We start from the raw sequence: 25,319 nt of genomic DNA on the forward strand, positions 1-25,319 counted from the left end.
ACCGCACCCGAAAAACCCACGCCCGCCGCAGGCGCAACGGCGAAACACCCACACGGCGGGAAAGCCGAAAACGTGGGGCGCACGCCCGCCGCAGGCGAACCCCCAAGTCGGCTAAGGCCAAGCGCAGCGTCACGCCGAGCGCAGCGGAGGACCGCGTTATGCGATGCGGTCCAGGACAATCGGGCCGCGAGTGAACTCCGTGCCCGCAGGGGCGATTCCGTAGGCGGAATCGAGGCCCTTGAGGGCGTAGTCGAACGTGTCGGGGGTGTCGGTGTGGAGGGTGAGCAGCGGCTGGCCCGCCACGACGGCGTCTCCTGGCTTGGCGTGGAGTTCGATGCCGGCGCCGGCCTGGACCGGGTCTTCCTTGCGGGCACGGCCGGCGCCCAGGCGCCAGGCGGCGAGGCCGACGGCGTAGGCGTCGAGGGTGGTGAGGACGCCGGTCTGCGGGGCGGGCACCACGTGCGTTTCGCGGGCCGTGGGCAGGGGCGCGTCGGGGTCGCCGCCCTGGGCGCGGATCATGCGGCGCCAGTGGTCCATGGCGGTGCCGTCGGCGAGGGCCTTGGCGGGGTCGGCGTCGGGCAGGCCGGCCGCGTCGAGCATCTCGCGGGCCAGGGCCAGGGTCAGCTCCACCACGTCGGCGGGGCCGCCGCCGGCGAGCACCTCGACGGATTCGCGGACTTCGAGGGCGTTGCCGGCGGTCCGGCCGAGGGGGGTGGCCATGTCGGTGAGCAGGGCCGTGGTGCGTACGCCGTGATCGGTGCCCAACCCGACCATGGTGGAGGCGAGTTCACGGGCGTCGGTGATGTTCTTCATGAAGGCGCCGGAGCCCACCTTGACGTCCAGGACCAGGGAGCCGGTGCCCTCGGCGATCTTCTTGGACATGATGGAGGAGGCGATGAGGGGGATGGATTCGACGGTGCCGGTGACGTCGCGGAGGGCGTAGAGCTTCTTGTCGGCGGGGGCCAGGCCGTCGCCGGCGGCGCAGATGACGGAGCCGACGGAGTCGAGGACACCGAGCATTTCGGCGTTGGTCAGGTTCGCGCGCCAGCCGGGGATGGCTTCGAGCTTGTCGAGGGTGCCGCCGGTGTGGCCGAGGCCGCGGCCGGAGAGCTGGGGGACGGCGGCGCCGCAGGCGGCGACGAGGGGGGCCAGGGGGAGGGTGATCTTGTCGCCGACGCCGCCGGTGGAGTGTTTGTCGGCGGTGGGGCGGGTGAGGGAGGAGAAGTCCATGCGGTCGCCGGAGGCGATCATGGCGGCGGTCCAACGGGCGATCTCCTTGCGGGTCATGCCGTTGAGGAAGATGGCCATCGCCAGGGACGACATCTGCTCATGGGCGACCTCGCCGCGGGTGTAGGCGTCGATGACCCAGTCGATGTGTTCGGGGGTCAGTTCACCGCGGTCGCGCTTGGTACGGATGACGGAGATGACGTCCATGGCCATGGGGCTTCCTTTCGAACGGGTGGTGGGTCCGTTCTACACGCATAGAGAGAAGTTGTGCGTGGTGTGGTGCGTGCGGGGTGCGGAAGCGCGGGCCGGCGGTACGGTCCGGATGCCCGTCCGGCTACCCCGACCGGCGGTAGCCGGACGTTCCCCCGCCAGGCAGCCGGACGCTACCTCGCCAGATGCCCCGGCCCGAACGCGTCCGGCAGCAGTTCCGCCAGGGGGCGGATACCGGCGGCCGTGTCGACGAGCAGGCCGGGTCCGCCGTGCTCGTGGAGGAGCTGGCGGCAGCGGCCGCAGGGGACGAGAAGCCGGCCCTCGCCGTCGACGCAGGTGAAGGCGGTCAGCCGCCCCCCGCCGCCGGCGAACAGGGCGGAGATCAGGCCGCATTCGGCGCACAGGCCGAGGCCGTACGAGGCGTTCTCGACATTGCAGCCGGTGACGGTGCGGCCGTCGTCCACCAGGGCGGCGGCGCCGACGGGATAGCCGGAATACGGGGCGTAGGCCCGGGACATGGCGTCCCGGGCCTGCGCCCGCAGTGCGGTCCAGTCGACCGGCACGTGGTGCGTCATCCGCCTTCTCCTCGGCGGTAGGGCCTGCCGATCGCCTTCGGCGGCCGTAGCCGCTGGGAGAAGAGCGCCAGCACGAGCAGGGTGGCAATGTACGGGCTGGCCTCGACCAGTTCCAGGGGGACGGTGTCGACCAGGAAGTACCAGGCGACGAGCAGGCCCGCGACGGTCGCGGAGAGCGCGGCCTGGGTGCGCTTGGCGGCGCGGAGGCGGAGCAGGGCGAGGACGGCCAGCAGGGCCGCCAGGCCCAGCAGCAGGGCGTGCACCGTCGGGCCGCCGCTGCGCAGCTGCATCGCGTCCATGAAGCCGAACAGGCCCGCGCCCATCGCGACGCCGCCCGGCCGCCAGTTGCCGAAGATCATCGTGGCCAGGCCGATGTAGCCGCGGCCGCCGGTCTGGCCGTCCTGGTAGAAGTGCACGCCGATCGAGAGGAACGCGCCGCCGAGGCCGGCGAGGGCGCCGGAGATCAGGACCGCCGCGTACTTGTAGCGGTAGACGCTGACGCCCAGGGTCTCCGCGGAGACCGGGGCCTCGCCGCAGGACCGCAGCCGCAGACCGAACGGCGAGCGCCACAGCAGGTAGAAGCTGCCGACGAAGAGGGCCACGGTCAGGACGGTCAGCCAGGAGACGTGGGTGACCGCGGCGCCGAGTATCCCGGCGAGGTCGGAGACCAGGAACCAGTGGTGGCCTTCGACGGAGTTGAGCCAGTCGGCCAGGCCGGGCACGGTGAACGTCGGCATATCGGCCATCGGCGGGGACTGCTTGTCGTTGCCGCCGGCCGCCGCGGCCGCGCTGCCCTCCGCGCCGAACCACAGGGTGGCCAGGTACTGGGTGGCGCCCAGCGCCAGGATGTTGACGGCGACACCGGAGACGATGTGGTCGACGCCGAAGGTGACGGTGGCGACGGCGTGGATGAGTCCGCCGAGTGCGCCGCCGATGATTCCGGCGACTGCGGCGGCCCAGGGGCCGTGCTGCCAGCCGATCCAGCCGGCCGCGAACGAGCCGAGCATCATCATGCCTTCGAGGCCGATGTTGATCACGCCGGCGCGTTCGGACCACAGACCGCCCAGACCGGCCAGGCCGATCGGCACGGCGGCACTCAGCGCGGCGCCGAACTGGCCGGTGGAGGTGAGGTCGGCGGTGCCGGTGACCGCCCGCAGAGTGGCGACCACGACGATCGCGGCAGCGATGATCAGCAGGACCCAGGGGTAGGTCAGCCGGCGCCGGCCGCTCTTTCCGGGGACCACGAGCTTGGTCGCGGACTTGAGGTCGGTGCTCACGCCGACACCTCCGGCTTGTTGTTGTCCGTCGTACGCGCCAGGACGGCCAGTTCCTCGCCGACCTTGCGCTGCTGGAGGTGCAGCCCGTAGCGGCGCACGATCTCGTACGCGATGACCACGCACAGCACGATGACGCCCTGGATGACGCCGACGATTTCCTGGGCGTAGCCCACGAATTCGAGGCGGCCGCCGGTGCGGTCGAGGAAGGCCCACAGCAGCGCGCCGAAGGCCATGCCGACCGGGTGGTTGCGGCCGAGCAGCGCGATGGCGATTCCGGTGAAGCCGATGCCGACCGGGAAGTCCGTGCCGTAGTTGAACGATTGGTTGAGCAGGGTGGGCATGCCGACCAGGCCGGCCGCGGCGCCCGACAGCACCATGCTCATGACGATCATGCGCTTGACGCTGACGCCGCTGGCCTCGGCGGCCGGCTCGGAGGCGCCGACGGCGCGCAGGTCGAAGCCGAAGCGGGTGCGGTTGATGCCGAACCAGTACAGGACTCCGGCCAGTACCGCGATCACCACGAAGCCGTAGACCGGCTTGGGGTGGGTCGGGAAGGTGAAGAAGTGGCTGGACTCCGGGAGGAACGGGGTGTGCAGCAGGTTGCCGTCCTTGATGGCGAGCCGGCCGTCCTGCAGGAAGTAGCCGATCAGCGAAGCGGCGATGGCGTTCAGCATGATCGTGGTGATCACTTCGCTGACGCCGCGGGTGGTCTTGAGGAGACCGGCGATGCCGGACCAGAGGGCACCGACCAACATCGCGATGGCGATGAGGAGGATGATCTGGAGGGCGCCGGGAAGGGCGATGGCCCCGCCGACGGCCGCGGCGGCGAAGGCCGCGAGACGGTACTGGCCGTCGACGCCGATGTTGAAGAGGTTCATCCGGAAGCCGATGGCGACCGCCAGTGCCGACAGGTAGTACGGCACCGCCTTGTTGATGATCCAGACCTGGCTGTCGCTGTAGTGGCCGTAGTCGACCATGATCCAGTACGCCCGGAGCGGGTTCTCGCCCGAGGCCAGGAACACCAGCGAGCTGATCACGATCGCGGCGACGACGGCCAGGAGGGGCGCGGCGATCGCCAGGATCACCTTGTCCCGGGTGGCGCTTCTGGCGATGGCGTCCACGGTGGGGCTCTTCCGGGTCTTCTGGGGGGCGGTGCTCATTCCTGGTCACCTCCCCGCTCGCCGTGGTCCGCTGATGTGTCGTCGTGCGACGTGCCGAGGTGGCCGCCGGCGGCACCGGTCATGGCGGAGCCCAACTCCTCCGGGGTGATGACGGCGGGATCGGCGTCCGCGACCAGCCGGCCGCGGTACATCACCCGCAGGGTGTCGGACAGGCCGATCAGCTCGTCCAGGTCGGCGGAGATCAGCAGCACCGCCAGGCCCTCGTGGCGCGCCTCGCGGATCTGCTCCCAGATCTGTGCCTGTGCGCCGACGTCGACGCCGCGGGTGGGGTGCGCGGCGATCAGCAGTTTCGGCTGGTGGCTCATCTCGCGGCCGACGATCAGCTTCTGCTGGTTGCCGCCGGAGAGGGAGGACGCGGTGACCTCGATGCCGGGGGTGCGGACGTCGTATTCCTCGACGATGCGCTCGGTGTCCTTGCGGGCGCCGGCCAGGTCGAGGAGCTTGCCCTTGCTGTTGGGCCGCTCGGTGACGTGGCCGAGGATGCGGTTCTCCCACAGCGGGGCGTTCAGCAGCAGGCCGTGGCGGTGGCGGTCCTCGGGGATGTAGCCGATGCCGCCCTCGCGCCGCTTGCGGGTGGAGGCGTGGGAGAGGTCCGTGCCGTCCAGGGTGACGGTTCCGTGGTCCGGGTCGCGGGTGCCCATGATGGCCTCGACCAGTTCGGCCTGGCCGTTGCCCTCGACACCGGCGACGCCCAGTACCTCGCCCTTGTGGATGGTGAAGGAGATGCCGTCCAGGACGGTGCGGACCACGCCGTCGGAGTCGGTGGCCGACAGATGCAGATCGTCGACCCGCAGCATCGGTACGTCCGTGACCGTCGATTCGCGGGTCTCGGGGGACGGCAGTTCGGTGCCGACCATCAGCTCGGCCAGCTGCTTGGGCGTGGTGCCGGCCGGCTCGACCGAGGCCACGGTCGTACCGCGCCGGATGACGGTGATGTCGTCGGCGACCGACAGCACCTCGCCCAGCTTGTGGGAGATGAAGATGACGGTCAGGCCCTCGGACTTCAGCTCCCGCAGGTTGTCGAAGAGCGCGTCGACCTCCTGCGGGACGAGGACCGCGGTCGGCTCGTCGAGGATCAGGGTGTGGGCGCCGCGGTAGAGGACCTTGAGGATCTCCACCCGCTGCCGGTCCGCGACTCCGAGGTCCTCGACGAGCACGTCGGGCCGGATGTTCAGTCCGTACGCGTCGGAGATCTCCTTGATCTTCGCGCGGGCGCCGCCGGCGATGCCGTGCGGCTTCTCCGCGCCCAGGACGATGTTCTCCAGGACGGTGAGGTTGTCGGCGAGCATGAAGTGCTGGTGCACCATGCCGATACCGCGCGCGATGGCGTCGGCCGGGGTGTGCAGGGCGACCTGCTCGCCGTCCAGCGTGATGGTGCCCTCGTCCGGCCTCTGCATGCCGTAGAGGATCTTCATCAGGGTGGATTTGCCGGCGCCGTTCTCGCCGCACAGGGCGTGGACGGTGCCGCGGCGCACGGTCAGACGGATGTCGTGGTTGGCCACGACACCGGGGAACCGTTTGGTGATGCCGCTGAGTTCGACGGCAGGGTGGCCCGTGTCGGCAGGGCGGCTGCTCGTGGATGCTGCGTTGATGGCGCACTCCCCTCGGGGATGAAGGTGCGGAAGGACGGCGGGAGACCCGGGGACCGGACGGCCGGAAGGTCAGCAGGGGGCAGGGGACGCGGCCCGCGCCTCCGGGGGTGCGGTCCCCGGGGCGGTGACGTCCGGGGCTACGGCGTCTCCTTGACCTTCACCTTGCCCTCGACGATCTTCTTCCGGGCCGCGTCGATCTGCGGCTGGATGTCCTTGATGAAGCCGCCCGAGGTGGCGAGCGAGACACCCCGGTGCTTGAGGTCGTAGGCGTGGACGCCGGTCAGCGGCTTCCCGTCCTCGACGCTCTTGACCAGGTCGAAGACGGCCACATCGACGTTCTTCACCACGGAGGTCAGGATGTGGTCCTTGTAGCGGGCCAGGCCCGGCTGCCGGTACGCGTCGGAGTCGACGCCGATGGCCCAGACGCCCTTGTGCTTGCTGACCTGTTCGATGGATCCGGCGCCCGACTGTCCGGCCGCCGTGTAGATCACGTCGATACCGCGGTCGATCATGCCGGCGGCCTTGGCCTTGGCGGCCGCGGGGTCGTTGAAGCCCTTGTCGTTGTTCGGGTAGAGGTACTGCGAGGTGACCTTGGCCTTCGGGTCGGTGTCGCGGACACCCTGCTCGAATCCGGCCTGGAACTTCTGGATCAGCGCGTTGTTCACCCCGCCGATGAAGCCGACCTTGTGCGTCTTGCTCTTCAGCGCCGCGGCGACCCCGGCCAGGTACGAGCCCTCGTGCTCGGCGAAGACCATGGCGTCGACGTTCTTGCCCTCCGGCACCGCGTCGACCACGCCGAAGGTGGTGTCGGGGAAGTCCTTGGCGACCTTCTCGACGGACTGGCTGTAGGCGAAGCCGACACCGATGACCGGGTTGTATCCGGCCTCGGCGAAGGAGGTGAGCCGCTGTTCGCGGTCCGCCTCGGTCTCGCCGTTCTTGGCGGTGAGCATCTTGGCCTTGACGCCCAGTTTGTGCTGGGCGTTCTCGATGCCGCGGGCGGCCGCCTCGTTGAAGGAGTGGTCGTCGCGGCCGCCGATGTCGAAGGCGAGTCCGACGCCGGCGTGCTTGGCGCGGTTGGCCTCGGCGAAACTCTGCCCACAGGCCGTGGCGGTGAGCGCGAGGACCGCGCTGGCGCCGGCCGCGGCGGCAATCCTGATGACCCGACGCACGGGGCCTTCCCTTCGCTCGAAGCGCCCCCATCGGGGCTGGCAGCGCCCCCGGTGGGGCTTGGCACCGGGAGATTAACGCGCGTAGACCTGGCGCAAAACCCTCCACGGCGCGGACGTTATCGATTCGAGGCGTTGGGAGCGCCGAGGAAACCACGAGCGGCCGTCCAAAGGCGCCGCCGCACCCTCTCCGGATGGTCAAAAGCCCTGGTCAGGCGGCAGAAGGCGGGTCCTGTGAGAGCACTGCCTGGGGCCAGCGGCCGACCAGCAGCGCACACGCGGTGAACATCTCCACACCCACCGCGATGGCTTCCTCGTCGACGTCGAAGTCCCCGCGGTGCAGATCGTGCCGCGAGACGTCGCCGGGCGTGCGCACCCCGAGCCGGGCCATCGCGCCAGGGACCTGCTCCAGGTACCAGGAGAAGTCCTCGCCGCCCAGGGACTGCTCGGTGTCCTCGACGGTGTGGGCGCCGCGCCGGGCGGCCATCGCGTCCTGCAGCAGCTGGGCACTGACCGGTTCGTTGACCACCGGCGGCACCCCGCGCACATAGTTGATCTGCGACTTCGCGCCGTGCAGCGTGGCGACCTCGTCGATCGCGGCATGCACCAGGTCCGGGGCCGCGCGCCAGGCGTCGAGATCGAGACAGCGGACGGTGCCGGAGAGTTCGGCGTGCTGCGGGATCGCGTTGCAGGCGTGCCCGGACTCCAGCCGGCCCCAGGTGACGGCGAGGCCGGCCCGTGCGTCGACCCGGCGGGAGAGCAGCGCCGGCACATCGAGGGCGACCCGGGCCGCGGCGGTGACCATGTCGGTGGTCAGATGCGGCCGTGCGGTGTGCCCACCGGGGCCGTCCAGTGCCACCTCCAGCCGGTCGCAGGCCGAGGTGACCGCTCCGGCGCGCAGCCCGATCCGGCCGGCGTCGACCCGTGGATCGCAGTGCACGGCGAGGATCCGGCCGACGCCTTCCAGGGCGCCGCACTCGATGACGTCGGTGGCGCCGCCCGGCAGGACTTCTTCGGCGGGCTGGAAGATCAGCCGTACCGGGTGCGGCAGCAGCCCCGCGTGGGCCAGCTCGGCGAGCACCAGGCCGGCGCCGAGGACGACGGTGGTGTGCACGTCGTGCCCGCAGGCGTGTGCGCGACCGGGGACCGTGGAGCGGTAGGGGGTGGTCTTGGTGTCCGGGATGGGCAGCGCGTCGATGTCCGCGCGCAGGGCCAGCAGCGGGCCGACGGCCCCGGGCTCCGTACCGATGTCACAGATGAGGCCGGTGCCGATGTCCAGGACGCGGGGCGTGAGACCGGCCTGCTCCAGACGTGCCCTGATCGCCGCCGTGGTCCGGAACTCCTGGTTGCCGAGCTCGGGGTGCCGGTGCAAATCGCGGCGGAAGGCGATGAGTTCGGCGCGCAGCTCCTCGGTCAGGGTGCCGGGGAGCAGATTCCCGGCGGGGGTATCGCAGGTGTCGGCGGCGTCGGCATCGGGGGACATCAGTTGGTTCACCCGTTGAAGGTTACGGGGCCGGAGGGGGCAACTCACCCTCGATCAACAAAAGTTCAGCCCCTTAGGGGAAGAAAATCTACGCCGCCCGGCGCATGGACTCTGTACGCGACGGGTAGAGAAAGGGGTTCATCCGGTGGCCATTCGCTGCCCGAACTGCAGTCGCTGCACGTCGCGGGCGGTGCCGGTGACGCCGTCGAGGAACCCCTGTGCGCGCGGTGACGCGTTGGCCGTCAGCCAGGTGGGGTCGATGTCACACACCGCCACCTTCACCTCGGTGCCGACCAGTGCCAGCGGCAGGGTGTGCACCACCGTCGACGGGAAGCTGACGATCAGCCGTCCGACGGGGCCGCGCCGGGCGATCAGTTCGAGCGGCAGATCGGGGCGGACGACCTCCAGACCGGTTTCGGCGGCGAGCCGGCGCAACTTGTCGGTGCTCTCCCGGCGGTGTGCGAAGTAGCGGGTGGCGCCGTGCGTACGGGCCAGTGCGCGGACCGCCTCCCGATAGCGGTCCTCGTCGACGACGCCGGTCTCGACCAGCGAGGTGCCGACGATGTCGGCGGCGCGGGTCAGCCGGGGCGGGCCGAAACGCTCGCGGGTCCAGGCGAATTCGTTGGTGGTGACGTGGACGCCGGGCGGTGCGTCGACCGGCATCGAGCTGAAGAGGCCGACGGTGCGCCGGCCGCCTTCGGGGGCCGGGGTGAGCCGGCGGCGCGCGGTGGCCGCGAACGGCGCCAAGACCAGGTCCCGGGGGCCGCGTCCGCTGCCGTGCCGGTGCCAGCGCACCAGCCGTTCACCGCGGGCCAGTTGGGAGATGAACTCCATGGTGGCGGTGCCGTCGTCGACCACGACCAGATCGCGGGCCCGGGTGAGGGTGAGCAGCAGCTGGACGTAGCGGGAGAACGGGTCGCCGAGGACGATCCGGCGGGCGCGGCGCAGCAGCGGGGCCAGGCCGCCGATGGTGCGCAGCGGGGCGGTCGCGCCGCCGCGGGCCTCCTCCCAGCGCACCGTGTGACCCTCGTCGCGGGCGAGTTCGGCCATCCGGCGCAGCTGGCCACGGGTCATCGGGTCGTGCGGGGAGAGCACGACGACGGTGAGCTCCGCCGCCTGCACGGCGTGTGCCCATTCCAGGGTGTTCAGCAGCTGCACCGGGCTTTCGACGAAGGCCAGGGTGCCCCGCTTCGTGGTGGCCGCGCGGGCCTTCTCCTCGCCGGGCGTGCGGTGGTTCCGCTGCCGGGGCACCCCGAGGAGACGGCGGGCGGGAGTACCCGCCGTCTCCTCGGGCGGGACCTGCGCGCCGGCCGCGGTCGGCTCGGTGCGGGTCCCCTCTGGTGAGCTCACGGTGTGGGGGCTCCTGTCGGCCTCGGGTAACCGTCAGACCGCGGCGGGCTCGCGCTCGGCGGCCTCCGCCTCGGCGACCACGCCGGCCACGCGGCGCAGCTTCTTCATCGGGCCGAGCTCGCTCTCGTAGACCTTCTTGACGCCGTCACCGAGCGACTCCTCGATGGTGCGGATGTCGCGGACCAGGCGGGTCAGGCCCTGCGGCTCGACGGAGGCGGCCTGGTCGGAGCCCCACATGGCGCGGTCGAGGGTGATGTGCCGCTCGACGAAGGTGGCGCCGAGGGCGACCGCGGCGAGGGTGGTCTGCAGACCGGTCTCGTGGCCGCTGTAGCCGATCGGGACGTTGGGGTACTCGTCCTGCAGGGTGTTGATCATGCGCAGGTTGAGCTCCTCGGCCTTGGCCGGGTAGGTGCTGGTGGCGTGGCAGAGCAGGATGTTGTCGCTGCCCAGGACCTCGACGGCGTGCCGGATCTGCTTCGGGGTGGACATGCCGGTGGAGAGGATGACGGTGCGGCCGGTGGCGCGCATGGCGCGCAGCAGCTCGTCGTCGGTGAGCGAGGCGGAGGCGACCTTGTAGCAGGGCACGTCGAACTTCTCCAGGAAGGCGACCGATTCGACGTCCCAGGGGGAGGCGAACCAGGCGATGCCGCGCTTCTTGCTGTACTCGTCGATGGCGCGGTAGCCGTCCTCGTCGAACTCCACGCGGTGGCGGTAGTCGATGTAGGTCATGCGGCCCCACGGGGTGTCGCGCTCGATGTCCCACTGGTCGCGCGGGGTGCAGATCTCCGGGGTCCGCTTCTGGAACTTGACGGCGTCGCAGCCGGCGTCGGCGGCGGCGTCGATCAGGGCGAACGCGTTCTCCAGGTCGCCGTTGTGGTTGATGCCGATCTCGCCGGTGACGTAGACGGGGCGGCCGGGGCCGGCCTCGCGGTTGCCGAGGGTGCGGATGCGGGAGTTGCTGCTCATGGGGAGGTTCCTTTGGCTGTTGACAAAAGGGGTGGGTGGATCTGGAGGGCGGGTCGGCGCGTAGCGCCGTCTTCTGGGGGTGGAGGTCGGGCGACGGGAGGGCGGGTCGGCGCGTAGCGCCGTCTTCTGGGGGTGGAGGTCGGGCGACGGGAGGGCGGGCGGCCTGTAACGGGTTACAGACCTGGTGGGCGGGAGTTACAGGGACGGGCCGAGGAGCCAGGCCGCGATTTCGCGGATGGCGCCGCTTCCTCCGGGCGTGGCGGTGACCGCGCGGGCCGCGCCGCGCACCACGTCGTGCGCCCCGGCGACGGCCACCGGCCAGCCGACGAGGTCGAAGCACGGAAGGTCGTTGACGTCGTTGCCGACGTAGAGCACGCGCTCGGGCACCACGCCCTGTTCCTCGCACCACTGCTTGAGGGCGAGGTCCTTGCGGTCGATGCCGTGCAGGACGGGCACCCGCAGTTTGCGGGCCCGTGCGGCGACGACCGGGTTCTGCTCCGTGGACAGGATCAGCAGCTTGAGCCGGGCCTTGCGCAGCGCGGCGACGCCGAGGCCGTCACCGCGGTGCACGGCGACGAGCTCCCGTCCGTCGGCGTCGATCAGCACCCGGTCATCGGTCTGGGTGCCGTCGAAGTCCAGGACCACCGCGTCGATGTCGTCGATGGCCGGGAGGTGGGGGGAAGCCGGGAGGTGGGGGGAAGCGGAACCGGCGAGGGCGTCCGCGTCAGGAGCGTCCAGCAGCGGCGCGAGCGCGCGGGCGCGGGCGAGGTCGTGCGGATCGTCGACCTCCAGCACCCGGGCGGGGTCGGTGCGGACGAGTTCCGTACGGCCGAAGAAGCGGTGACCGTTGGCGCGGAAGCCGGCCGCGTCCATGGCGTAGGCGGCGCCGGTCTCCAGCAGGTCCTGCGGGCGGTCCTGGCGGCGCGGCCGGAAGGACTTGTCGTGGTTGACGCCGTAGCCGCCCTCGCTGGTGACGGTGGCGGTGGACGGCACGGGGGCGGCGGCACCGGCCGACCGCTCGCCGACCGTCGCGGCCACACCCGCGTCGCCGGCGTCATCGGCCGCGTCCCGCCAGACGAACCCGTGGAACGGCGCGACGGTCAGCGCGCTGTCCGCGCCGTCCTCGACGACCGCGGCGGCCACGCCGTCTATGTCCTCGCGGGTGAGGAAGGGGCTGGTGCACTGGACCAGCAGCACCGCGTCGACGGCGGTGCCGTGCTCGGCCTCGTAGCCGTCCATGGCGTGCAGGACCGCGGCCTCGCTGGTGGCGGTGTCGCCCGCGATGTCGCCGGGGCGGCGTACGACGACCGCTCCGGCGCCGCGGGCGGCGGCCGCGATCCCGGCGTCGTCGGTGGACACGACGACATCGGTGACCAGGCGGGACGCCCGGCATGCGCGGACCGCGCGGGCCACCAGGGGCACGCCCCCGACGGCGGCGAGGTTCTTGGCGGGGACGCCCTTGGATCCGCCGCGGGCGGGGATGACGGCCACGACAGTGGGTGCCATTGCGGGCTCCTTGCTAGAGCGGGGGTCGGGAATCACAGCTGCCCCCAGCGGCGGATGGCGGGGGCGACGCGCTGGACGCCGTGGCGGTAGGCGCCGCGGGCGGCCTCGCGGACCGTCTCGCGGGCGACCCGGCGCAGTCCGCGGGTCTCCTCGGGGGCGTCGGCGTAGCCGGGGAGCGGCTCTCCGTGCGGGTCCAGGCCGTGCCGGGCGAGGATGCCGGGGAGGTAGCCGGGGGCGGTGCGGGGTGTGTAGTACGGGGTGAGGGGCGGCAGGCTGTCGGCCTCGCGCAGTGCGGTGACCCGGGCGCGGGCGGCGTCGAAGGCCGTCGCGTAGTCGCCGTCGGCCGCCACGCCCTGCCGGGCCAGCCATTCCCGGTCGGGCTCCGGGCGGTGTCCGGCGTCCAGCTCGTCCCAGGAGGCGAGGCAGCCGGAGCCGAGGAAGTGGTGGTTGCCGAGCACCTCGCGGATGCCGAGGTCGGTGAGGACGGCGGTGGGGATGCCGCGGTGCAGGGACTCCAGGGCGGCGGTGGAGCTGACCGTCACCAGCAGGTCGGTGCGGTCCAGGGCCTCCCCCATGTTCCCGTACACCAGACGGCAGTTGGCGGGCAGTCCGCCCGGCACCTTGGCGGCGAGCTTCTGGTACGGCAGTTCCTCGATGTGCGTGGTGTGCTCGCCCGGCTTGCTGCGCAGCTTGATCAGCACCTCGCGGTCGGGGTGCCTGCCGGCGTGCTCAACCGCCCTGCGCAGCAGGTACGTACGGTCGGCGCGGCTCTCCGGGACGGAGGGCTGGGCGGCGAACACCACGGTGTACGGGGCGCGTTCGCCGGGGTAGGCGTCGCCCCCGAGGAAGGGGAGGGCGCATTCGACGATGCCGCTGTCATCGGCGCCGACGCCCCGGTAGACCGCGCGGAACCGGTCCGCGTCGTGCCGGGAGTTGGCGAGCACGACATCCGCGCCGTGCCGCAGCAGCAGCCCGTCGGCGAGCTTCTCGTAGACCACGCCGACATAGCCGGTGACGACGACGGGGCGGTGCTCCGCCGCACGCCAGGCGCGGGCCAGGCCGTGCAGCATCGCCTGCACCGCACCCCCCACGCAGGCCAGCACGACCACGTCATAGCGGGTACGGTCGACGTCGTCGCGGGTACGGTCGACGGACCGGACGCTGTCCTTCATGTGCTCCAGGAAGTCCACGCCGCGGATTTCGCGCAGCGAGTCCGCACGGGCGCCGACCTCGTCGAGTTGGCGGACCGTGGGAGTGGCGCGGCCGCGGAGCAGGTAGCCGTCGAGCCGGATGTCCGATTGGATCCGGTACGCTGTCAAAGCGCCCCATTTCCACCGAGTGTCCGAATCGGCGAGTACCGCGACCCGCGGCGCAGAACTGGTACGTGATGGCACGCCGCAGACGCTAGGAAGGCATCACGATTCGCGGGCCAACTGAGCCGCAACAAAGGGTTAACAGCGGGTCGACGAACAGCGAACCGGCTCGTTTACCAGCCTGGTTAACCATCCCGCCATTCTTCGTTCACCTTTAAGTCCGCGCTGCGTAAAGACGAATGCCGAGTCCGCACCTAACGTCACCCGAGTGGTTAAGCTCTCCGTCATCGTGCCGTTCTACAACGTGCAGACATACGCGCCCGACACCCTCAAAAGCCTGGCGGCCAACGCCCGCGAGGACTTTGAATTCCTGCTCGTCGACGACTGCTCGCGCGACGAGACCCCGCAGATCCTGCAGCGCGCCGAGCGCGAGCTGCCGGGCGCCAGACTCCTGCGGCACGAGAAGAACGGCGGCCTGGCCACCGCCCGCAACACCGGACTGGACGAGGCCCGCGGCGAGTTCCTCACCTTCCTGGACGGCGACGACTGGCTGGCCCCCGGCTACTTCGCGGAACTCCTCGGCGCCATCGAGGAGTTGGGCTGTGACTTCGTCCGCACCGACCATGTCCAGTGCACCGCCCGCGCCCGTACCGTGCACCGCGTCCCGCACGGCAGGCGCGGCGTCGTCCTGGACCCCCGTGAGCTGATCCTGCCGACCGACCGCTCCACCTCCGTGGATTACGCCTTCGCCTGGGCCGGGATCTACCACCGCAGACTGCTCGACGACGGAATCCTGCATTTCCGGCACGGACTGCGTACCGCCGAGGACCGCCCGTGGATCTGGCGGCTGCACCGCGAGGCGCAGTCGATGGCCGTGGTCGGACTGCTCGGCGTTTTCTACCGGCGCGGTGTGACGTCCTCGCTCACCCAGATCGGAGACGTGCGGCAATTGGACTTCATCCGCGCCTTCGACCAGGTGATCGAGGAAACCGCGCAGGACCGGGACGCGCATCTGCTGCTCCCGAAAGCGGTGCGCACCTACTGCGCGATCATTTCCCACCACCTCGGTTCGATCGAACGATTCGAGCCGCAGGTGGCCCGCACCTTGCGAACGATGAGTGCCGCGGCCATGAGACGCATGCCGCAGGACGTACTGAAGGAAGCACTGGATTCCATGGATGTGCAGCGCGCGTCCCGGCTGCGGCGGGTGCGCCGCCGCCCGGTCCCGGCGGAGGTCGCCGCCTGATGCCCACCCGGCCCCGTACCCAGATCTTCATGGCGTCCACGCTGTACGGCGCGGCGACCCTCGCCGCCGCCCTGGACGCCGACGGCTTCGCACCGGCCGACCGCCGGCTGCTGCTGCTCAGCAATAACGCCACCACCCCGGAGACCACCCCGTCGCTGGACACCATGCCCGGCTTCGACCGGCTGCGCGGCCGCTTCGACCGCGTCCTGTCCTGGAACGAGACGATCAGCCCGTTCCACCCCGGCGGCTGGTCCCCGCGGCCGGACGACGTCCCGCTGTGGGAGCGGTATCTGCGGCTGCTGTGGGGCCTGGGCGACTCCCAGGTCGAGCTGATCGTGGAATCCATCCAGGTCAACCCGGCGATGGCGGTGGCCCAGCTGTTCCCGGAGGCGCCCATCGATGTCTACGCCGACGGCCTGATGAGCTACGGCCCCACCCGCGACAAGCTCGCCCCCCTGATCGGCACCCGCGTCAACCGGCTGCTGCACCTGGACCTGGTGCCGGGCCTGACCCCCCTCCTCCTCACCGAGTTCGGCGTCGAGGCGCAGACCGTACCGACCGACGCCTTCACCAAGGTGCTGGCCGAACTCGCGGACGGCATCGACGGGTTGGACGTACCGCACGGCGCCGCCCTGCTCCTCGGCCAGTACCTCTCCGCGCTCGGCATCCTCACCCCGGAGGAAGAAGAGGAGCTGCACGTACGGATGGTGCGCGGGGCCGTCGAGCGGGGCCACCGCGAGATCGTCTTCAAGCCGCATCCGTCCGCGCCGGCCCGCTGGTCGCGGATGCTGGAGCGGGAGGCCCAGAAACTGCACGTCGAGCTGACCGTGCTGGACAGCCCGGTGCTGGCCGAGGTCCTCTACCAGCGGATGCGTCCCGCGCTGGTCGTCGGCTGCTTCTCCACGGCGCTGCTGACCGCGTCCACCTTCTACGACCTGCCGACCGCGCGCACCGGCACCGGACTGCTGCTGGAGCGGTTGACGCCGTACCAGAACAGCAACCGTGTCCCGGTCACGATCGTGGACGCGCTGGTGCCCGACCTCGCGGACCGCGGCGGCACACCGTACGCCGCCCCCGGGGAGATCGGCGGCCTGGTCACCGCCGTCGGCTACGCCATGCAGCACCAGATCTACCCCGAGCTGCGCCCGGCCGCCGAGCGCTATCTCAAGGCCCACCTCGACCGGCACACCTGGCGCTACTTCAAGCGCCGCCGGCTCACCTCGCTGGCGCTGCCCGGCGCGGTCCCGTCGCAGCTGTCGTTCATCCCGCGCAACTCCACCGTGCGCCGGGTCGCGCGCCGGGCGCGGGCCGTCCAGCGCCGCCTGAAGAAGCGGGCCGCATACGGATGACCGCCCCACAACTCACGGCCGGCACCGCGTCCGCCGCGCCGGCCCCCGTCACCCCTGCTCCGAAACCCGGCATACGGGGGCGCGGCCGCGACGGCGCCACGCGGCTGCGCGCCCTCGACGGACTGCGGCTGCTCGCCGCCCTGATGGTCGCCGCGTACCACTACGGGGGCCGTGACGGCGAGATATCCCAGGCCTGGGGCGGGTCGACCGCCCATCAGTTCCCCACCGCCTCCGGCCTGTTCGCGTACGGCGCCCTGGGTGTGCAGATCTTCTTCGTGATCAGCGGTTTCGTGATCTGCCTGAGCGGCTGGGGGCGGCCGCTGCGCTCGTTCATCGCCTCCCGCGTCTCCCGCCTCTATCCGGCGTACTGGGCCGCGATCCTCCTCGTCACCGCGGTCTTCGCGCTCCCCTGGGTCGCCTACAGGGCCCTGGCGCCCAGCGACGTGCTGACAAACCTGACCATGCTGCAACAGCCGCTCGGTGTGGACCGGGTGCTCGGCGTGTGCTGGACCCTCTGGGCCGAGATGCGCTTCTACGCCCTCTTCGCGCTCTGCGTCGTCCTCCCGGGCGCCACCCGCACCCGCGTCGTCCTCTTCTGCGCCGGCTGGACCCTGGCCGCGGCCCTCGCCCAGGCCGCGAACGAGCCGTTCCTCAACATCGTCCTGATGCCGGAGTACGCCCCGTACTTCATCGGCGGCGTGGGCCTCTTCCTGCTGTACCGCTACGGCTCCCGCGATCCGGTCGCCTGGGCGATCGTGCTGGTCAGCTGGCTGATCGGACAGCATTACGCGGTCGTCCGGCTCTGGCACGCACCCTCCGCCGACGGCTTCTCCTACCGCTCTTCGGCCGGCATCATCGCCGTCGTGACGCTCGGCTTCGCGCTGGTCGCGGCCGTCGCCCTCGGCAAGCTCCGCTGGGCGAACTGGCGTTGGCTGACCGTCGCCGGCGCGCTCACCTACCCCTTCTACCTGGTGCACGAACACCTGGGCTGGGCCGTCGTACGCGCGCTGCACCAGGACTTGCGTCTGCCCTCGTACGCGACGCTGATGCTGACCGTCGGCCTGATGCTGCTGCTGGCGTGGGTGCTGCACCGGTGGGTGGAGCGTCCGCTCACGCCTGTGCTGCGGCGGGCGATCGACCCGCGGCGGCGGTGAGCCGGGCGGCGGTCCATCGCCCCAAGGCGGCGGTGATCCAGCAGGCCGGGCCGGTTACCACAGGCCCCGCCGGTCACTTCCCGGCGTCCGGGCCGACCGTCGCCGCCACCCCGGCGACGATGATCCGCAGCCCCGCCTCGAACCCGGCCTCGATGTCGCCGAACATCTCGTGCCCCGCCGTGACCGCGAGCGGATGGCTCTCACCGAGCCGCCGCGCGCGGTTTTCGAGGTCGTAGGCGGGGTCGCGGCTGTCCGGCTCACCCGGGTCCGGATGGACCGACTGCTCCTCGATCACCAGGCCGATGGTGAAGTTGTACGCGGTCCACCAGGCCCGCGCCGCCTCGCCCGGCGTGAAGCCCGCCGCGGTGAGCCGGCTCAGGAGCGCTTCTTGCGATGCGGCGTGGCTCTCGTCGGTCATCCGCGTACCACTGAAGACCTTGCCGCCGTCGCGGTATTCCAGCAGTGCGCGGCGCAGCCCGCGGCAGGCGTTGAGCAGCACCTCCTGCCAGTCGTCCCGGGGACCGTCCGTCTCCGGACCGGTCCCCGCCAGCAGCGACGCGGTCATCCGCCGGAACATCTCGGTGGCCATCTCGTCCAGCAGCGCCTGCTTGTTCTTGAAGTGCCAGTACAGCGCGGGCGCCTGGACGTTCAGCTCCTTCGCGATCCGACGCAGGGTGAGCCCTTCGAGCCCCACCTCGTTCAGCAGGCGCAGGGCGGTCTCCACCACCAGGTTCCGGTCGAGTCGCACAGCCATGTTGACAATTTAACATCGTTAAGCGCACCCTCGGAACCATGGAACTTAACAACGTTAAGGACGTACAGCGTGCAGCGCTTACCCACGACGGCACCCATCACGGCACCCGCGACAGCACCCGTGACGCCCCCCACGACGGCCCCAGTCGCCGCTTCGATGTCCTGATCTCCGGCGCCGGCCCCACCGGCCTCGCCCTCGCCATCGACCTCGCCCGGCGCGGCGTACGCGCCCTGCTCGTCGAGCGCCAGGACCGCCTCTCCCCCGGCGCCCGCGGCACCGGACTCCAGCCCCGCACCCAGGAGGTCTACGACGACCTCGGCGTCCTCGAAGCCGTCCAGGCGGCCGGCGGCCCCTACCCGGACCTGGCCATGTGGCAGGACGGCCGCATCGTCAGCACTCAACGGATGGTCGAACGCGTCGACCCGACCCCCGCCACGCCCTACTCCAACGCCCTGATGATCCCGCAGTGGCGCAACCTGGAACTGCTCCACGAGCGTCTCCGGGAACTCGACGGCCAGATCCTCTTCGGCGCCGAACTCACCGATTTTTCCCAGGACTCGGACGGCGTACGGGCCCGCCTCACCCTCGCCGACGGCAGCACACAGACCGTCCACGCCGCCTATCTGGTCGCCGCCGACGGCGGCCGCAGCACCCTACGCAAGGCTCTCGGCATCGGCATGAGCGGACCGACTCTGGCCGGCATGGGCCCCGCACTGCTCGCGGACCTGCGGATCGACGGCCTCGACCGCGACCACTGGCACCGCTGGCTGCTGCCGGACGACGGCTTCGTCGCCCTTCTCCCGCTCGCCGGCACCGACCACTTCCAGTGCCTCGTCTGGGGCCCCGACCTCGAACCGAACCCCTCCCCCGAGGCCATCCGCGACCGGATCGCGGCCGGCACCCATCTCACCCGCGACCAGGTGCGCGAGGTCCTGTGGACGTCCGTCTACCGCCCCAAGGCCGCCATGGCCGACCGCTTCCGCGCGGGCCGGGTCTTCCTGGCGGGCGACGCGGCCCATATCCACTCCCCGGCCGGCGGCCAGGGCCTGAACACCAGCGTCCAGGACGCGTACAACCTCGGCTGGAAGCTCGGCCAGGTCCTGCGCCACGGCGCCCCGGACACCCTCCTGGACACCTACGACACCGAACGCCGCCCCATAGCCGCCCACATCCTGAACATCAGCACCCGCCTGCACGGCTCCCGCACGATGCGCCGCGGCAGGGACCTCCACCAACTCGACATCGGCTACCGCGACAGCCCCCTGACGCGGGAACTGCGCACCGACCTCCCCGAGGACGCCCTACGCGCGGGCGACCGCGCCCCCGACGCCCCCTGCACCACAGCCGACGGCACCCCCACCCGCCTCTTCGACATCTACCGCGGCCCGCACTTCACCCTGCTGGCCCTCGGCGAGACCGACCTCGACGCGGCCGCCCTGCCCGCGGCCCCGTCCCTCGTCCGCACCGTCCACGTCGGCGGCCCGTCCCCGGACCTGATCGACACGAACGGCCACATCCGTGACGCGTACGGGGACGGGCCGACGGTGTTCCTCATCCGGCCGGACGGCTACCTGGCCGTCGCCGCACCGGCCAACGACGCGACGGTGCGAGTCGCGGAGGCGCTGGCGGCGTACACGGGGGCGGGGCTGGTGCCGTCCGCGCGGTGACGCCTACGGTGCGGCGGTCAGCGGGTCCGCTCCCCGAGCGGACCCGCCTTCACACCGACGATCAGGCCGCGCAGCGCACCCCGACCGGCTTCGATGCCCCGAGCCGGGGCGTCGCTCTCCCGGACGGCTGCGCCGTCGCCGGTCACGGCCACCTCGACGCAGTTGTTGCCCCCACCGCCACAGAACGATGAGCGCTGCCAATCGAGTTCGGTCATGCCTCGGTCCTCTCACAGTTCGCGTGCGATGGACCAGATGAGTTCCTGTGACTCGTTGGGCGAAAGCGTAGAGCGTTCCATCAGGTCCAGTGGCGAACGATGGTTCGCCAAATCCACCGAGTCACCCAACTCGCTGCTCGGGCCGGGCGGCAAGACCATCTGGTTCGAACTGGGGCTGCGCATCGCCCCGCCCCCGCAGCCGCCGCCCGCTCTGGCCGCCTGGGCGCGCCGCCACCACCCGGGACCGTCGCGTACCGCCGGAACCGGTCCGGGGACGGCTATCCGTTGCCCGCCGCGTCCCTCCGCTCCTGACGGCGCGCGGAGGGGCGCCACTTCGCCTCGGTCTTCCGCATGCCGACGATGGTGCAGAGGACGGTCACCACGATGACGACCTGGGTCAGCGCCTGACCGCCCCCGCCGATCGGGAAGGCCGCCGCAGCCACCGCCGCCAGCGCCGCGAGGCCCAGCCACATCACCGCGCCGACGCGCGGCCGTGGCGGACGCAGCGTCCCCGCGCCCAACCGCCGTACCTCCGGGCACGTATCGGGGCTCACCGGACCCAGCCGCCGCCCCTGTGCGACCGGCCATTCGGGCTTCCGCGGCATCCAGCCACGCACATACCGCGCCCCGGCACCACTACCGATCACCAGCACGGCGGGCAGCAGCTCGCCTCTTCGACCGGGCCGGCCCAGCGGCGCATCCCGGTCGCCGGCACGCTCCCAGTACAGCCAGGCGGTACGGCCGCACAGCGCGTCCGCGAGATGCTCGACATCGACGAACCGGCTGACGAAGAGCTGCCGCTCGCCGTCCTCGGCCATATGGCGCAGGCCGACGCCGAGCGACCGCCTGCCCTCCGGCGCGGTGCCCGCCGACGTCACGGCAAGCGCCTGCGCATTCCCCGTACGCAGCGCCTCCGCCACCGCCGGCCCGCTGTCGTCGAACCGCTTGAGGCGACGGCGCAGCAGCAGCGCGAGGCCCCCCGCGGCCGCGGCGGCGGAAATGCCGAGCAGCGCCCCGGACGGGCGGATGCCGCCGTCCCGGAGCGCCTCCAACTCGTCGCGGCTCTCGGCCAATTGGACGCCTCTATCGTTCTCGCCCGGGACGTGAAGTGCCCAGAGCCGCTCGCCGTATCCCACCGAGCTGGACGTCATGATCATGCCCTGCAGGCTCGCCCCCTTCCCGGCCGAGCCGTCGCCATCGCCGCTGTCAACCGTGACGGAGAGCTTCGAGGTGTGCGACATGCCGCCGCCCCGGATCGGCCTGGAGCTGTGCGACAGCACTTTGGTGACCTTCACCTGGTCGATGCTCGCTGAACCGTCGCGGGCGTCGGCCAGTTGGGGCGTGACATGCGAGGCCGAACCGAAGAGGAGGAAGGCGACGGACAGCAGGAGGAGCAGGGCACCGAACTGCTGCCGCTGCGTACGGTCGGGCCGCCAGTCTGCGTGCAGCCGGAACCCGGTCGGCGAGGACGGCGTCGCCCCTTCCGCCACCTCTGACACGTCCTGATCCGCCGCCCGCTCCCGGCGTGCGCTCACCCAGGAGACCAGCAGCCCGAGCAGGCCCACGCCCATGCAGGCCAGCACGTCCCAGCGCGGGGCCGGTTCGACGTACCGGAGGAGCAGGCTCACCGCGACGCCGGCCAGCCCGCCCCACTTCAGCACGCGCCCGACGTCAGACGGCCTGATGGTCATAGCTTCCGCCCGGCCTCGGGAACTTCTGCACCGCATCGAGGTTTCCGTCGAGGGCCGCGCCCCCGATACCGAAGGCCACGTTGATCGCGGCGTACAGGGCCGACAGCGCATCGATGATCTTCGACCACTCGGCGATCATCTTCGCCGCCTGACGGGCGATCAGCGCGGCCGCACCACCCGTCACGACCAGGCCGACACCCGTGCTCGCGGCGCCGGTGGCGACCGCGATCTCGACGGCGATGGAGATCGCCATGTCGCTGATGAGGATCAGCCCCGCCTTCAGGCCGTCGGCGAACTGCTGGATCTGGCCGGCGACGTCCTCATAGGCCGCCTTGAGGTTGTCGTGGCAGTCGCCGCTATCGCTCAGTTTCTTCTTGAGCTCGTCGAAGTCGTAACGCGTGTCGGAGGCGTTACCCGTCCACGTCTCGCCGAGGAGGTTGTTCCCCTTGTGCACATTGCCACTGATGGCCTGGAAGAACGAGGCCAGCGAGCCCCAGGCGTTGGCGCAGTCGCCGTAGCTCTCCCAGTCCCCCGAGAGCATCTTCGCCGCCTCGCCGAACAGGTCGAAGTCGAAGACGAACTTGATGGCCTCGTTGACGAGCGTCGTCGGGCTCAGGAGGTCGAGCCCGATACCGAGCAGCCCGAGGGCCGGATTCGCCCCCTCGGCGGTGACGGAGTCCACGCGGGACCAGACCAGCCCGTCCATCCGCTCCTGCGCCCCCTGCTGCACCTGCGCCCAGAAGTCGGAAGGTGCGGGCCTCCGCCATGTCCTGGTGCGCCCGCTCGATCATCTTGCCGTAAGCGGCGACGTCGCCGGGTATGACGTGGAAGCTCATGAATGCAATTCCCCGGCCAGCTTCTCCAGTGACTCCCGCAGCACTCGCGCGTCCACCGGATCCCTGGTGATCTCCAGGAACTCACTCTCGTCGACACGCTTCGGGGTATCGGGCTCGCCTCGACCCACGACACAGTCCCCGTCTCTTCGTCGTCCGTGGGGCCCTCGCGGCCCGAACGGCCTACACCGTAGCCTCAGCGCCGCACGACCAGGCATCCGGCCCCATGCACGCGTTCGGCAACAGGAGGGACGGCGTCCGGCCGGTCCGAGCACCGGCCGGGCGCCGCCGCCCCGAGCAGATTCAGACCACCGACGACAGCAACTGCACCCTCAGTTCACCAACGATCAACGACAACGGCCGCACCCTCAGACCACCAACGACAACAACAGCACGCACACAATCCCCACGACCGAGATCAGCGTCTCCATCACCGACCACGTCTTCAGCGTCCGGCCGACGCTCATGCCGAAGTACTCCTTGACCATCCAGAACCCGGCGTCGTTGACATGGCTGAAGAACAACGAGCCGGAGCCGATGGCCAGGACCAGCAGGGCGCCGTGCGGGGTGCTCATATCGGCGGCGAGCGGGGCGACCAGGCCGGCGGCGGAGATGGTGGCCACCGTGGCGGAGCCGGTCGCGAGGCGGATGGCGACCGCGATCAGCCAGGCCAGCAGCAGGGTGGAGATGTTCCAGTGCTTGGAGATCTCCAGGATCATCTGGCCGACACCCGCGTCCACCAGCGTCTGCTTGAAACCGCCGCCCGCGCCGACGATCAGCAGCACACCGGCGATCGGGCCGAGCGACTTCTCGACGGTCGTGGCGATCCGGCCCTTGCTGAAACCGGCCGCCCGGCCCAGCGTGAACATCGCGACGATGACGGCGGTGAGGAGGGCGACGAGCGGGGAGCCGACGACGTCGAAGACTCTCTGGGTGGTGTTCTCCGGGTCCTCGATGACGATGTCCACCAGTGCCTTGGCCAGCATCATCACGACCGGCAGGAGAACGGTCGCGACAGTGACGGTGAAACCGGGGCGCTTTTCGAGGTCGTCGGAAGCGCGCTCGGGGACCAGCTTCTGCGGCGGCTGGATGTCCACCCAGCGGGCCGCGTAACGGGAGAAGACCGGGCCCGCGACGATCGCGGTCGGGATGGCGACGACCACGCCCAGCGCGAGGGTGATGCCGAGGTTCGCGCCGACCGCGTCGAGAGCGACAAGCGGACCGGGGTGCGGCGGAATGAGACCGTGCATGACGGACAGTCCGGTGAGCGCCGGGATGCCGATGCGCATCAGGGAGAAGTTGCCGCGTTTGGCGACCAGCAGCACGACGGGGATGAGGAGGACGATCCCCACTTCGAAGAAGAGCGGCAGGCCGACGATTCCGGCGATCAGCACCATCGCCCAGGGCATGGCACCCCGGCTCGCCTTCGCGAGGATCGTGTCGACGATCTGGTCCGCGCCGCCGGAGTCGGCGAGCAGCTTGCCGAGGACGGCGCCGAGCGCGATCAGTACGCCGGTGCCGGCGACGGTGGCGCCGAGTCCGGTCGAGAAGCCGGCTATCGCCTTGTCGAGGGGCGCGCCGGCGATCGCGCCGAGCGCCAGCGAGCCGATGATCAGCGACAGAAAGGCGTGGAGCTTGAACTTGGTGATGAGCAGGACGATGACGGCGATGCCGGCCAGAACGGCGATGCCCAGCTGCGCATGACCGGCCGAGGTGATGGGCTCGGCCGCATCCGCTGCGAGCATCTCGACGCTGAGATGTGTCACGGGGATTCCGTTGCTCGGAGGGGGAATGGTGCGGTGGTGGCAGTGGGGGGTGGGGCTTTGGGGTGGGGGCTTTCGGTGGGGCCCACATGGCCGCCATGCGTGCGGGCGGACCGCTGGGGCCTGTCCAGGGGGCGGGCCCTAGCCGGCCTGCTCCCGCCGGCGCAGCGCGGCCACCGCCCGTCCGGCGACCTCCTCCGGCGTCCCGGAGACATCCACCGCGACGCCGGCCTCGTCGGCGCCGAGCGGTTCGAGCGTGGCGAACTGGGAGTCCAGCAGGGCGGCCGGCATGAAGTGGCCCTTGCGCTCGGCCATGCGCCGCTCGATCAGCGCGCGGTCGCCGGTGAGATGCAGAAAGACGGCTTCGGGCGCGGCCGCGCGCAGCCGGTCGCGGTAGGCGCGCTTGAGGGCGGAGCTGCTGACCACTCCGCCGCGGCCGGCCCGGTCGTGCGCCCAGGCGCCGATCGCGTCCAGCCAGGGGCCGCGGTCGTGGTCGTCCAGCGGGGTGCCCGCCGACATCTTGGCGATGTTGGCCGGGGGGTGGAAGTCGTCGCCCTCGGCGTAGGGGACGCCGAGGGCCGCGGCCACCAGCGGGCCGATGGTCGTCTTCCCGGTGCCGGCCACTCCCATCACGACGATGACGTGGGGCGTGCTCATTCCGAATACCTCGCTGTCTCGCTCGCCGGCGCGCGGTCTGCGTCGACCGCGTGGGCACCCCACTGAACCCGATTAGGTATGACGTATTCAAGAGCTACGAATCAAACGCCATACTTAATTCCGAGTCGGCGGAACGTAGGCTTG

The 25,319-nt window shown here is 71.1% G+C and carries 22 protein-coding genes; 4 read left to right on the forward strand and 18 right to left on the reverse strand.

The window, feature by feature from the left end; all coding sequences use genetic code 11:
• Positions 1-156: 156 nt before the first annotated feature.
• From K9S39_RS17580 to K9S39_RS17630, 11 genes are all read right to left on the reverse strand, one after another.
• Positions 157-1,434 carry a thymidine phosphorylase gene (locus tag K9S39_RS17580; RefSeq protein WP_248868836.1) on the reverse strand — a complete coding sequence of 426 codons (1,278 nt, stop codon included), beginning with the start codon at positions 1,432-1,434 and terminating at the stop codon, positions 157-159.
• A gap of 176 nt (positions 1,435-1,610) precedes the next feature.
• A complete protein-coding gene (locus tag K9S39_RS17585; protein WP_248864313.1) occupies positions 1,611-2,012 on the reverse strand; it encodes a cytidine deaminase in 402 nt (133 codons plus the stop codon).
• Positions 2,009-3,289: an ABC transporter permease gene (locus K9S39_RS17590; protein WP_248864314.1), complete on the reverse strand. Its 1,281-nt coding sequence runs from the start codon at positions 3,287-3,289 to the stop codon at positions 2,009-2,011. Before K9S39_RS17590 ends, K9S39_RS17585 begins: the two co-directional genes overlap by 4 nt.
• A complete protein-coding gene (locus tag K9S39_RS17595) occupies positions 3,286-4,449 on the reverse strand; it encodes an ABC transporter permease (protein WP_248864315.1) in 1,164 nt (387 codons plus the stop codon). The genes K9S39_RS17590 and K9S39_RS17595 overlap by 4 nt, the downstream gene beginning before the upstream one ends.
• Entirely contained in the window at positions 4,446-5,972 is a 1,527-nt protein-coding gene (locus tag K9S39_RS17600) for an ABC transporter ATP-binding protein (RefSeq protein ID WP_406707958.1), read from the reverse strand. Before K9S39_RS17600 ends, K9S39_RS17595 begins: the two co-directional genes overlap by 4 nt.
• Before the next feature lie 227 nt (positions 5,973-6,199).
• A complete protein-coding gene (locus K9S39_RS17605) occupies positions 6,200-7,231 on the reverse strand; it encodes a BMP family lipoprotein (protein WP_248864316.1) in 1,032 nt (343 codons plus the stop codon).
• 208 nt (positions 7,232-7,439) lie between these two features.
• A complete protein-coding gene (locus tag K9S39_RS17610) occupies positions 7,440-8,711 on the reverse strand; it encodes an amidohydrolase (RefSeq protein ID WP_248868838.1) in 1,272 nt (423 codons plus the stop codon).
• Between the two features lie 138 nt (positions 8,712-8,849).
• Entirely contained in the window at positions 8,850-10,061 is a 1,212-nt protein-coding gene (locus tag K9S39_RS17615) for a hypothetical protein (protein WP_248864317.1), read from the reverse strand.
• Positions 10,062-10,094: 33 nt separating this feature from the next.
• A complete protein-coding gene (locus K9S39_RS17620) occupies positions 10,095-11,027 on the reverse strand; it encodes an N-acetylneuraminate synthase family protein (protein ID WP_248864318.1) in 933 nt (310 codons plus the stop codon).
• 195 nt (positions 11,028-11,222) lie between these two features.
• Positions 11,223-12,533, reverse strand: a complete 1,311-nt coding sequence (locus tag K9S39_RS17625) for an acylneuraminate cytidylyltransferase (RefSeq protein ID WP_248864319.1) — start codon at positions 12,531-12,533, stop codon at positions 11,223-11,225.
• A gap of 32 nt (positions 12,534-12,565) precedes the next feature.
• Positions 12,566-13,927 (reverse strand): DUF6716 putative glycosyltransferase, encoded by a 1,362-nt coding sequence (locus K9S39_RS17630; protein ID WP_319949562.1) that lies wholly within the window; start codon positions 13,925-13,927, stop codon positions 12,566-12,568.
• A gap of 187 nt (positions 13,928-14,114) precedes the next feature.
• Here K9S39_RS17630 and K9S39_RS17635 point away from each other — a divergent pair, with 187 nt between their 5' ends.
• From K9S39_RS17635 to K9S39_RS17645, 3 genes are read left to right on the forward strand one after another with little or no spacing between them, the layout of a single operon-like run.
• A complete protein-coding gene (locus K9S39_RS17635; RefSeq protein WP_248864321.1) occupies positions 14,115-15,092 on the forward strand; it encodes a glycosyltransferase family 2 protein in 978 nt (325 codons plus the stop codon).
• Positions 15,092-16,441: an alpha-2,8-polysialyltransferase family protein gene (locus K9S39_RS17640; protein WP_248864322.1), complete on the forward strand. Its 1,350-nt coding sequence runs from the start codon at positions 15,092-15,094 to the stop codon at positions 16,439-16,441. The genes K9S39_RS17635 and K9S39_RS17640 overlap by 1 nt, the downstream gene beginning before the upstream one ends.
• Entirely contained in the window at positions 16,438-17,595 is a 1,158-nt protein-coding gene (locus K9S39_RS17645; protein ID WP_248864323.1) for an acyltransferase family protein, read from the forward strand. The genes K9S39_RS17640 and K9S39_RS17645 overlap by 4 nt, the downstream gene beginning before the upstream one ends.
• A gap of 73 nt (positions 17,596-17,668) precedes the next feature.
• On the opposite strand, the gene K9S39_RS17650 is transcribed toward K9S39_RS17645, so the two are convergent.
• A complete protein-coding gene (locus tag K9S39_RS17650; protein ID WP_248864324.1) occupies positions 17,669-18,349 on the reverse strand; it encodes a TetR/AcrR family transcriptional regulator C-terminal domain-containing protein in 681 nt (226 codons plus the stop codon).
• Between the two features lie 38 nt (positions 18,350-18,387).
• Here K9S39_RS17650 and K9S39_RS17655 point away from each other — a divergent pair, with 38 nt between their 5' ends.
• The gene (locus tag K9S39_RS17655; RefSeq protein ID WP_248864325.1) at positions 18,388-20,016 is read left to right on the forward strand and encodes an FAD-dependent monooxygenase; all 1,629 of its coding nucleotides are present in this window, start codon (positions 18,388-18,390) and stop codon (positions 20,014-20,016) included.
• A 17-nt stretch (positions 20,017-20,033) separates the two neighbouring features.
• On the opposite strand, the gene K9S39_RS17660 is transcribed toward K9S39_RS17655, so the two are convergent.
• The 6 genes from K9S39_RS17660 to K9S39_RS17680 all read right to left on the reverse strand — a co-directional run bounded on the left by K9S39_RS17660 (position 20,034) and on the right by K9S39_RS17680 (position 25,175).
• The gene (locus K9S39_RS17660) at positions 20,034-20,231 is read right to left on the reverse strand and encodes a DUF397 domain-containing protein (RefSeq protein WP_248864326.1); all 198 of its coding nucleotides are present in this window, start codon (positions 20,229-20,231) and stop codon (positions 20,034-20,036) included.
• Positions 20,232-20,509: 278 nt separating this feature from the next.
• The gene (locus tag K9S39_RS17665; RefSeq protein WP_248864327.1) at positions 20,510-21,922 is read right to left on the reverse strand and encodes a hypothetical protein; all 1,413 of its coding nucleotides are present in this window, start codon (positions 21,920-21,922) and stop codon (positions 20,510-20,512) included.
• The gene (locus tag K9S39_RS17670; RefSeq protein WP_248864328.1) at positions 21,903-22,628 is read right to left on the reverse strand and encodes a hypothetical protein; all 726 of its coding nucleotides are present in this window, start codon (positions 22,626-22,628) and stop codon (positions 21,903-21,905) included. Before K9S39_RS17670 ends, K9S39_RS17665 begins: the two co-directional genes overlap by 20 nt.
• A gap of 126 nt (positions 22,629-22,754) precedes the next feature.
• Complete coding sequence (locus K9S39_RS42110; protein WP_283112382.1) at positions 22,755-22,886, reverse strand: hypothetical protein; 132 nt, start codon at positions 22,884-22,886, stop codon at positions 22,755-22,757.
• A gap of 237 nt (positions 22,887-23,123) precedes the next feature.
• Positions 23,124-24,521 (reverse strand): GntT/GntP/DsdX family permease, encoded by a 1,398-nt coding sequence (locus K9S39_RS17675; protein WP_248864329.1) that lies wholly within the window; start codon positions 24,519-24,521, stop codon positions 23,124-23,126.
• 138 nt (positions 24,522-24,659) lie between these two features.
• Entirely contained in the window at positions 24,660-25,175 is a 516-nt protein-coding gene (locus K9S39_RS17680) for a gluconokinase (protein ID WP_248864330.1), read from the reverse strand.
• Positions 25,176-25,319: the final 144 nt, after the last annotated feature.

The sequence above is a fragment of the Streptomyces halobius genome (genome assembly GCF_023277745.1).
GTDB lineage: Bacteria > Actinomycetota > Actinomycetes > Streptomycetales > Streptomycetaceae > Streptomyces > Streptomyces halobius.

Coding starts and splice junctions, on each gene's coding strand:
- K9S39_RS17580 (WP_248868836.1), bottom strand. CDS start 1,434: ATGGACGTCATCTCCGTCATCCGTACCAAGCGCGACCGCGGTGAACTG.
- K9S39_RS17585 (WP_248864313.1), bottom strand. CDS start 2,012: ATGACGCACCACGTGCCGGTCGACTGGACCGCACTGCGGGCGCAGGCC.
- K9S39_RS17595 (WP_248864315.1), bottom strand. CDS start 4,449: ATGAGCACCGCCCCCCAGAAGACCCGGAAGAGCCCCACCGTGGACGCC.
- K9S39_RS17610 (WP_248868838.1), bottom strand. CDS start 8,711: ATGTCCCCCGATGCCGACGCCGCCGACACCTGCGATACCCCCGCCGGG.
- K9S39_RS17620 (WP_248864318.1), bottom strand. CDS start 11,027: ATGAGCAGCAACTCCCGCATCCGCACCCTCGGCAACCGCGAGGCCGGC.
- K9S39_RS17625 (WP_248864319.1), bottom strand. CDS start 12,533: ATGGCACCCACTGTCGTGGCCGTCATCCCCGCCCGCGGCGGATCCAAG.
- K9S39_RS17640 (WP_248864322.1), top strand. CDS start 15,092: ATGCCCACCCGGCCCCGTACCCAGATCTTCATGGCGTCCACGCTGTAC.
- K9S39_RS17645 (WP_248864323.1), top strand. CDS start 16,438: ATGACCGCCCCACAACTCACGGCCGGCACCGCGTCCGCCGCGCCGGCC.
- K9S39_RS17650 (WP_248864324.1), bottom strand. CDS start 18,349: ATGGCTGTGCGACTCGACCGGAACCTGGTGGTGGAGACCGCCCTGCGC.
- K9S39_RS17655 (WP_248864325.1), top strand. CDS start 18,388: ATGGAACTTAACAACGTTAAGGACGTACAGCGTGCAGCGCTTACCCAC.
- K9S39_RS17660 (WP_248864326.1), bottom strand. CDS start 20,231: ATGACCGAACTCGATTGGCAGCGCTCATCGTTCTGTGGCGGTGGGGGC.
- K9S39_RS17665 (WP_248864327.1), bottom strand. CDS start 21,922: ATGACCATCAGGCCGTCTGACGTCGGGCGCGTGCTGAAGTGGGGCGGG.
- K9S39_RS17670 (WP_248864328.1), bottom strand. CDS start 22,628: ATGGACGGGCTGGTCTGGTCCCGCGTGGACTCCGTCACCGCCGAGGGG.
- K9S39_RS17680 (WP_248864330.1), bottom strand. CDS start 25,175: ATGAGCACGCCCCACGTCATCGTCGTGATGGGAGTGGCCGGCACCGGG.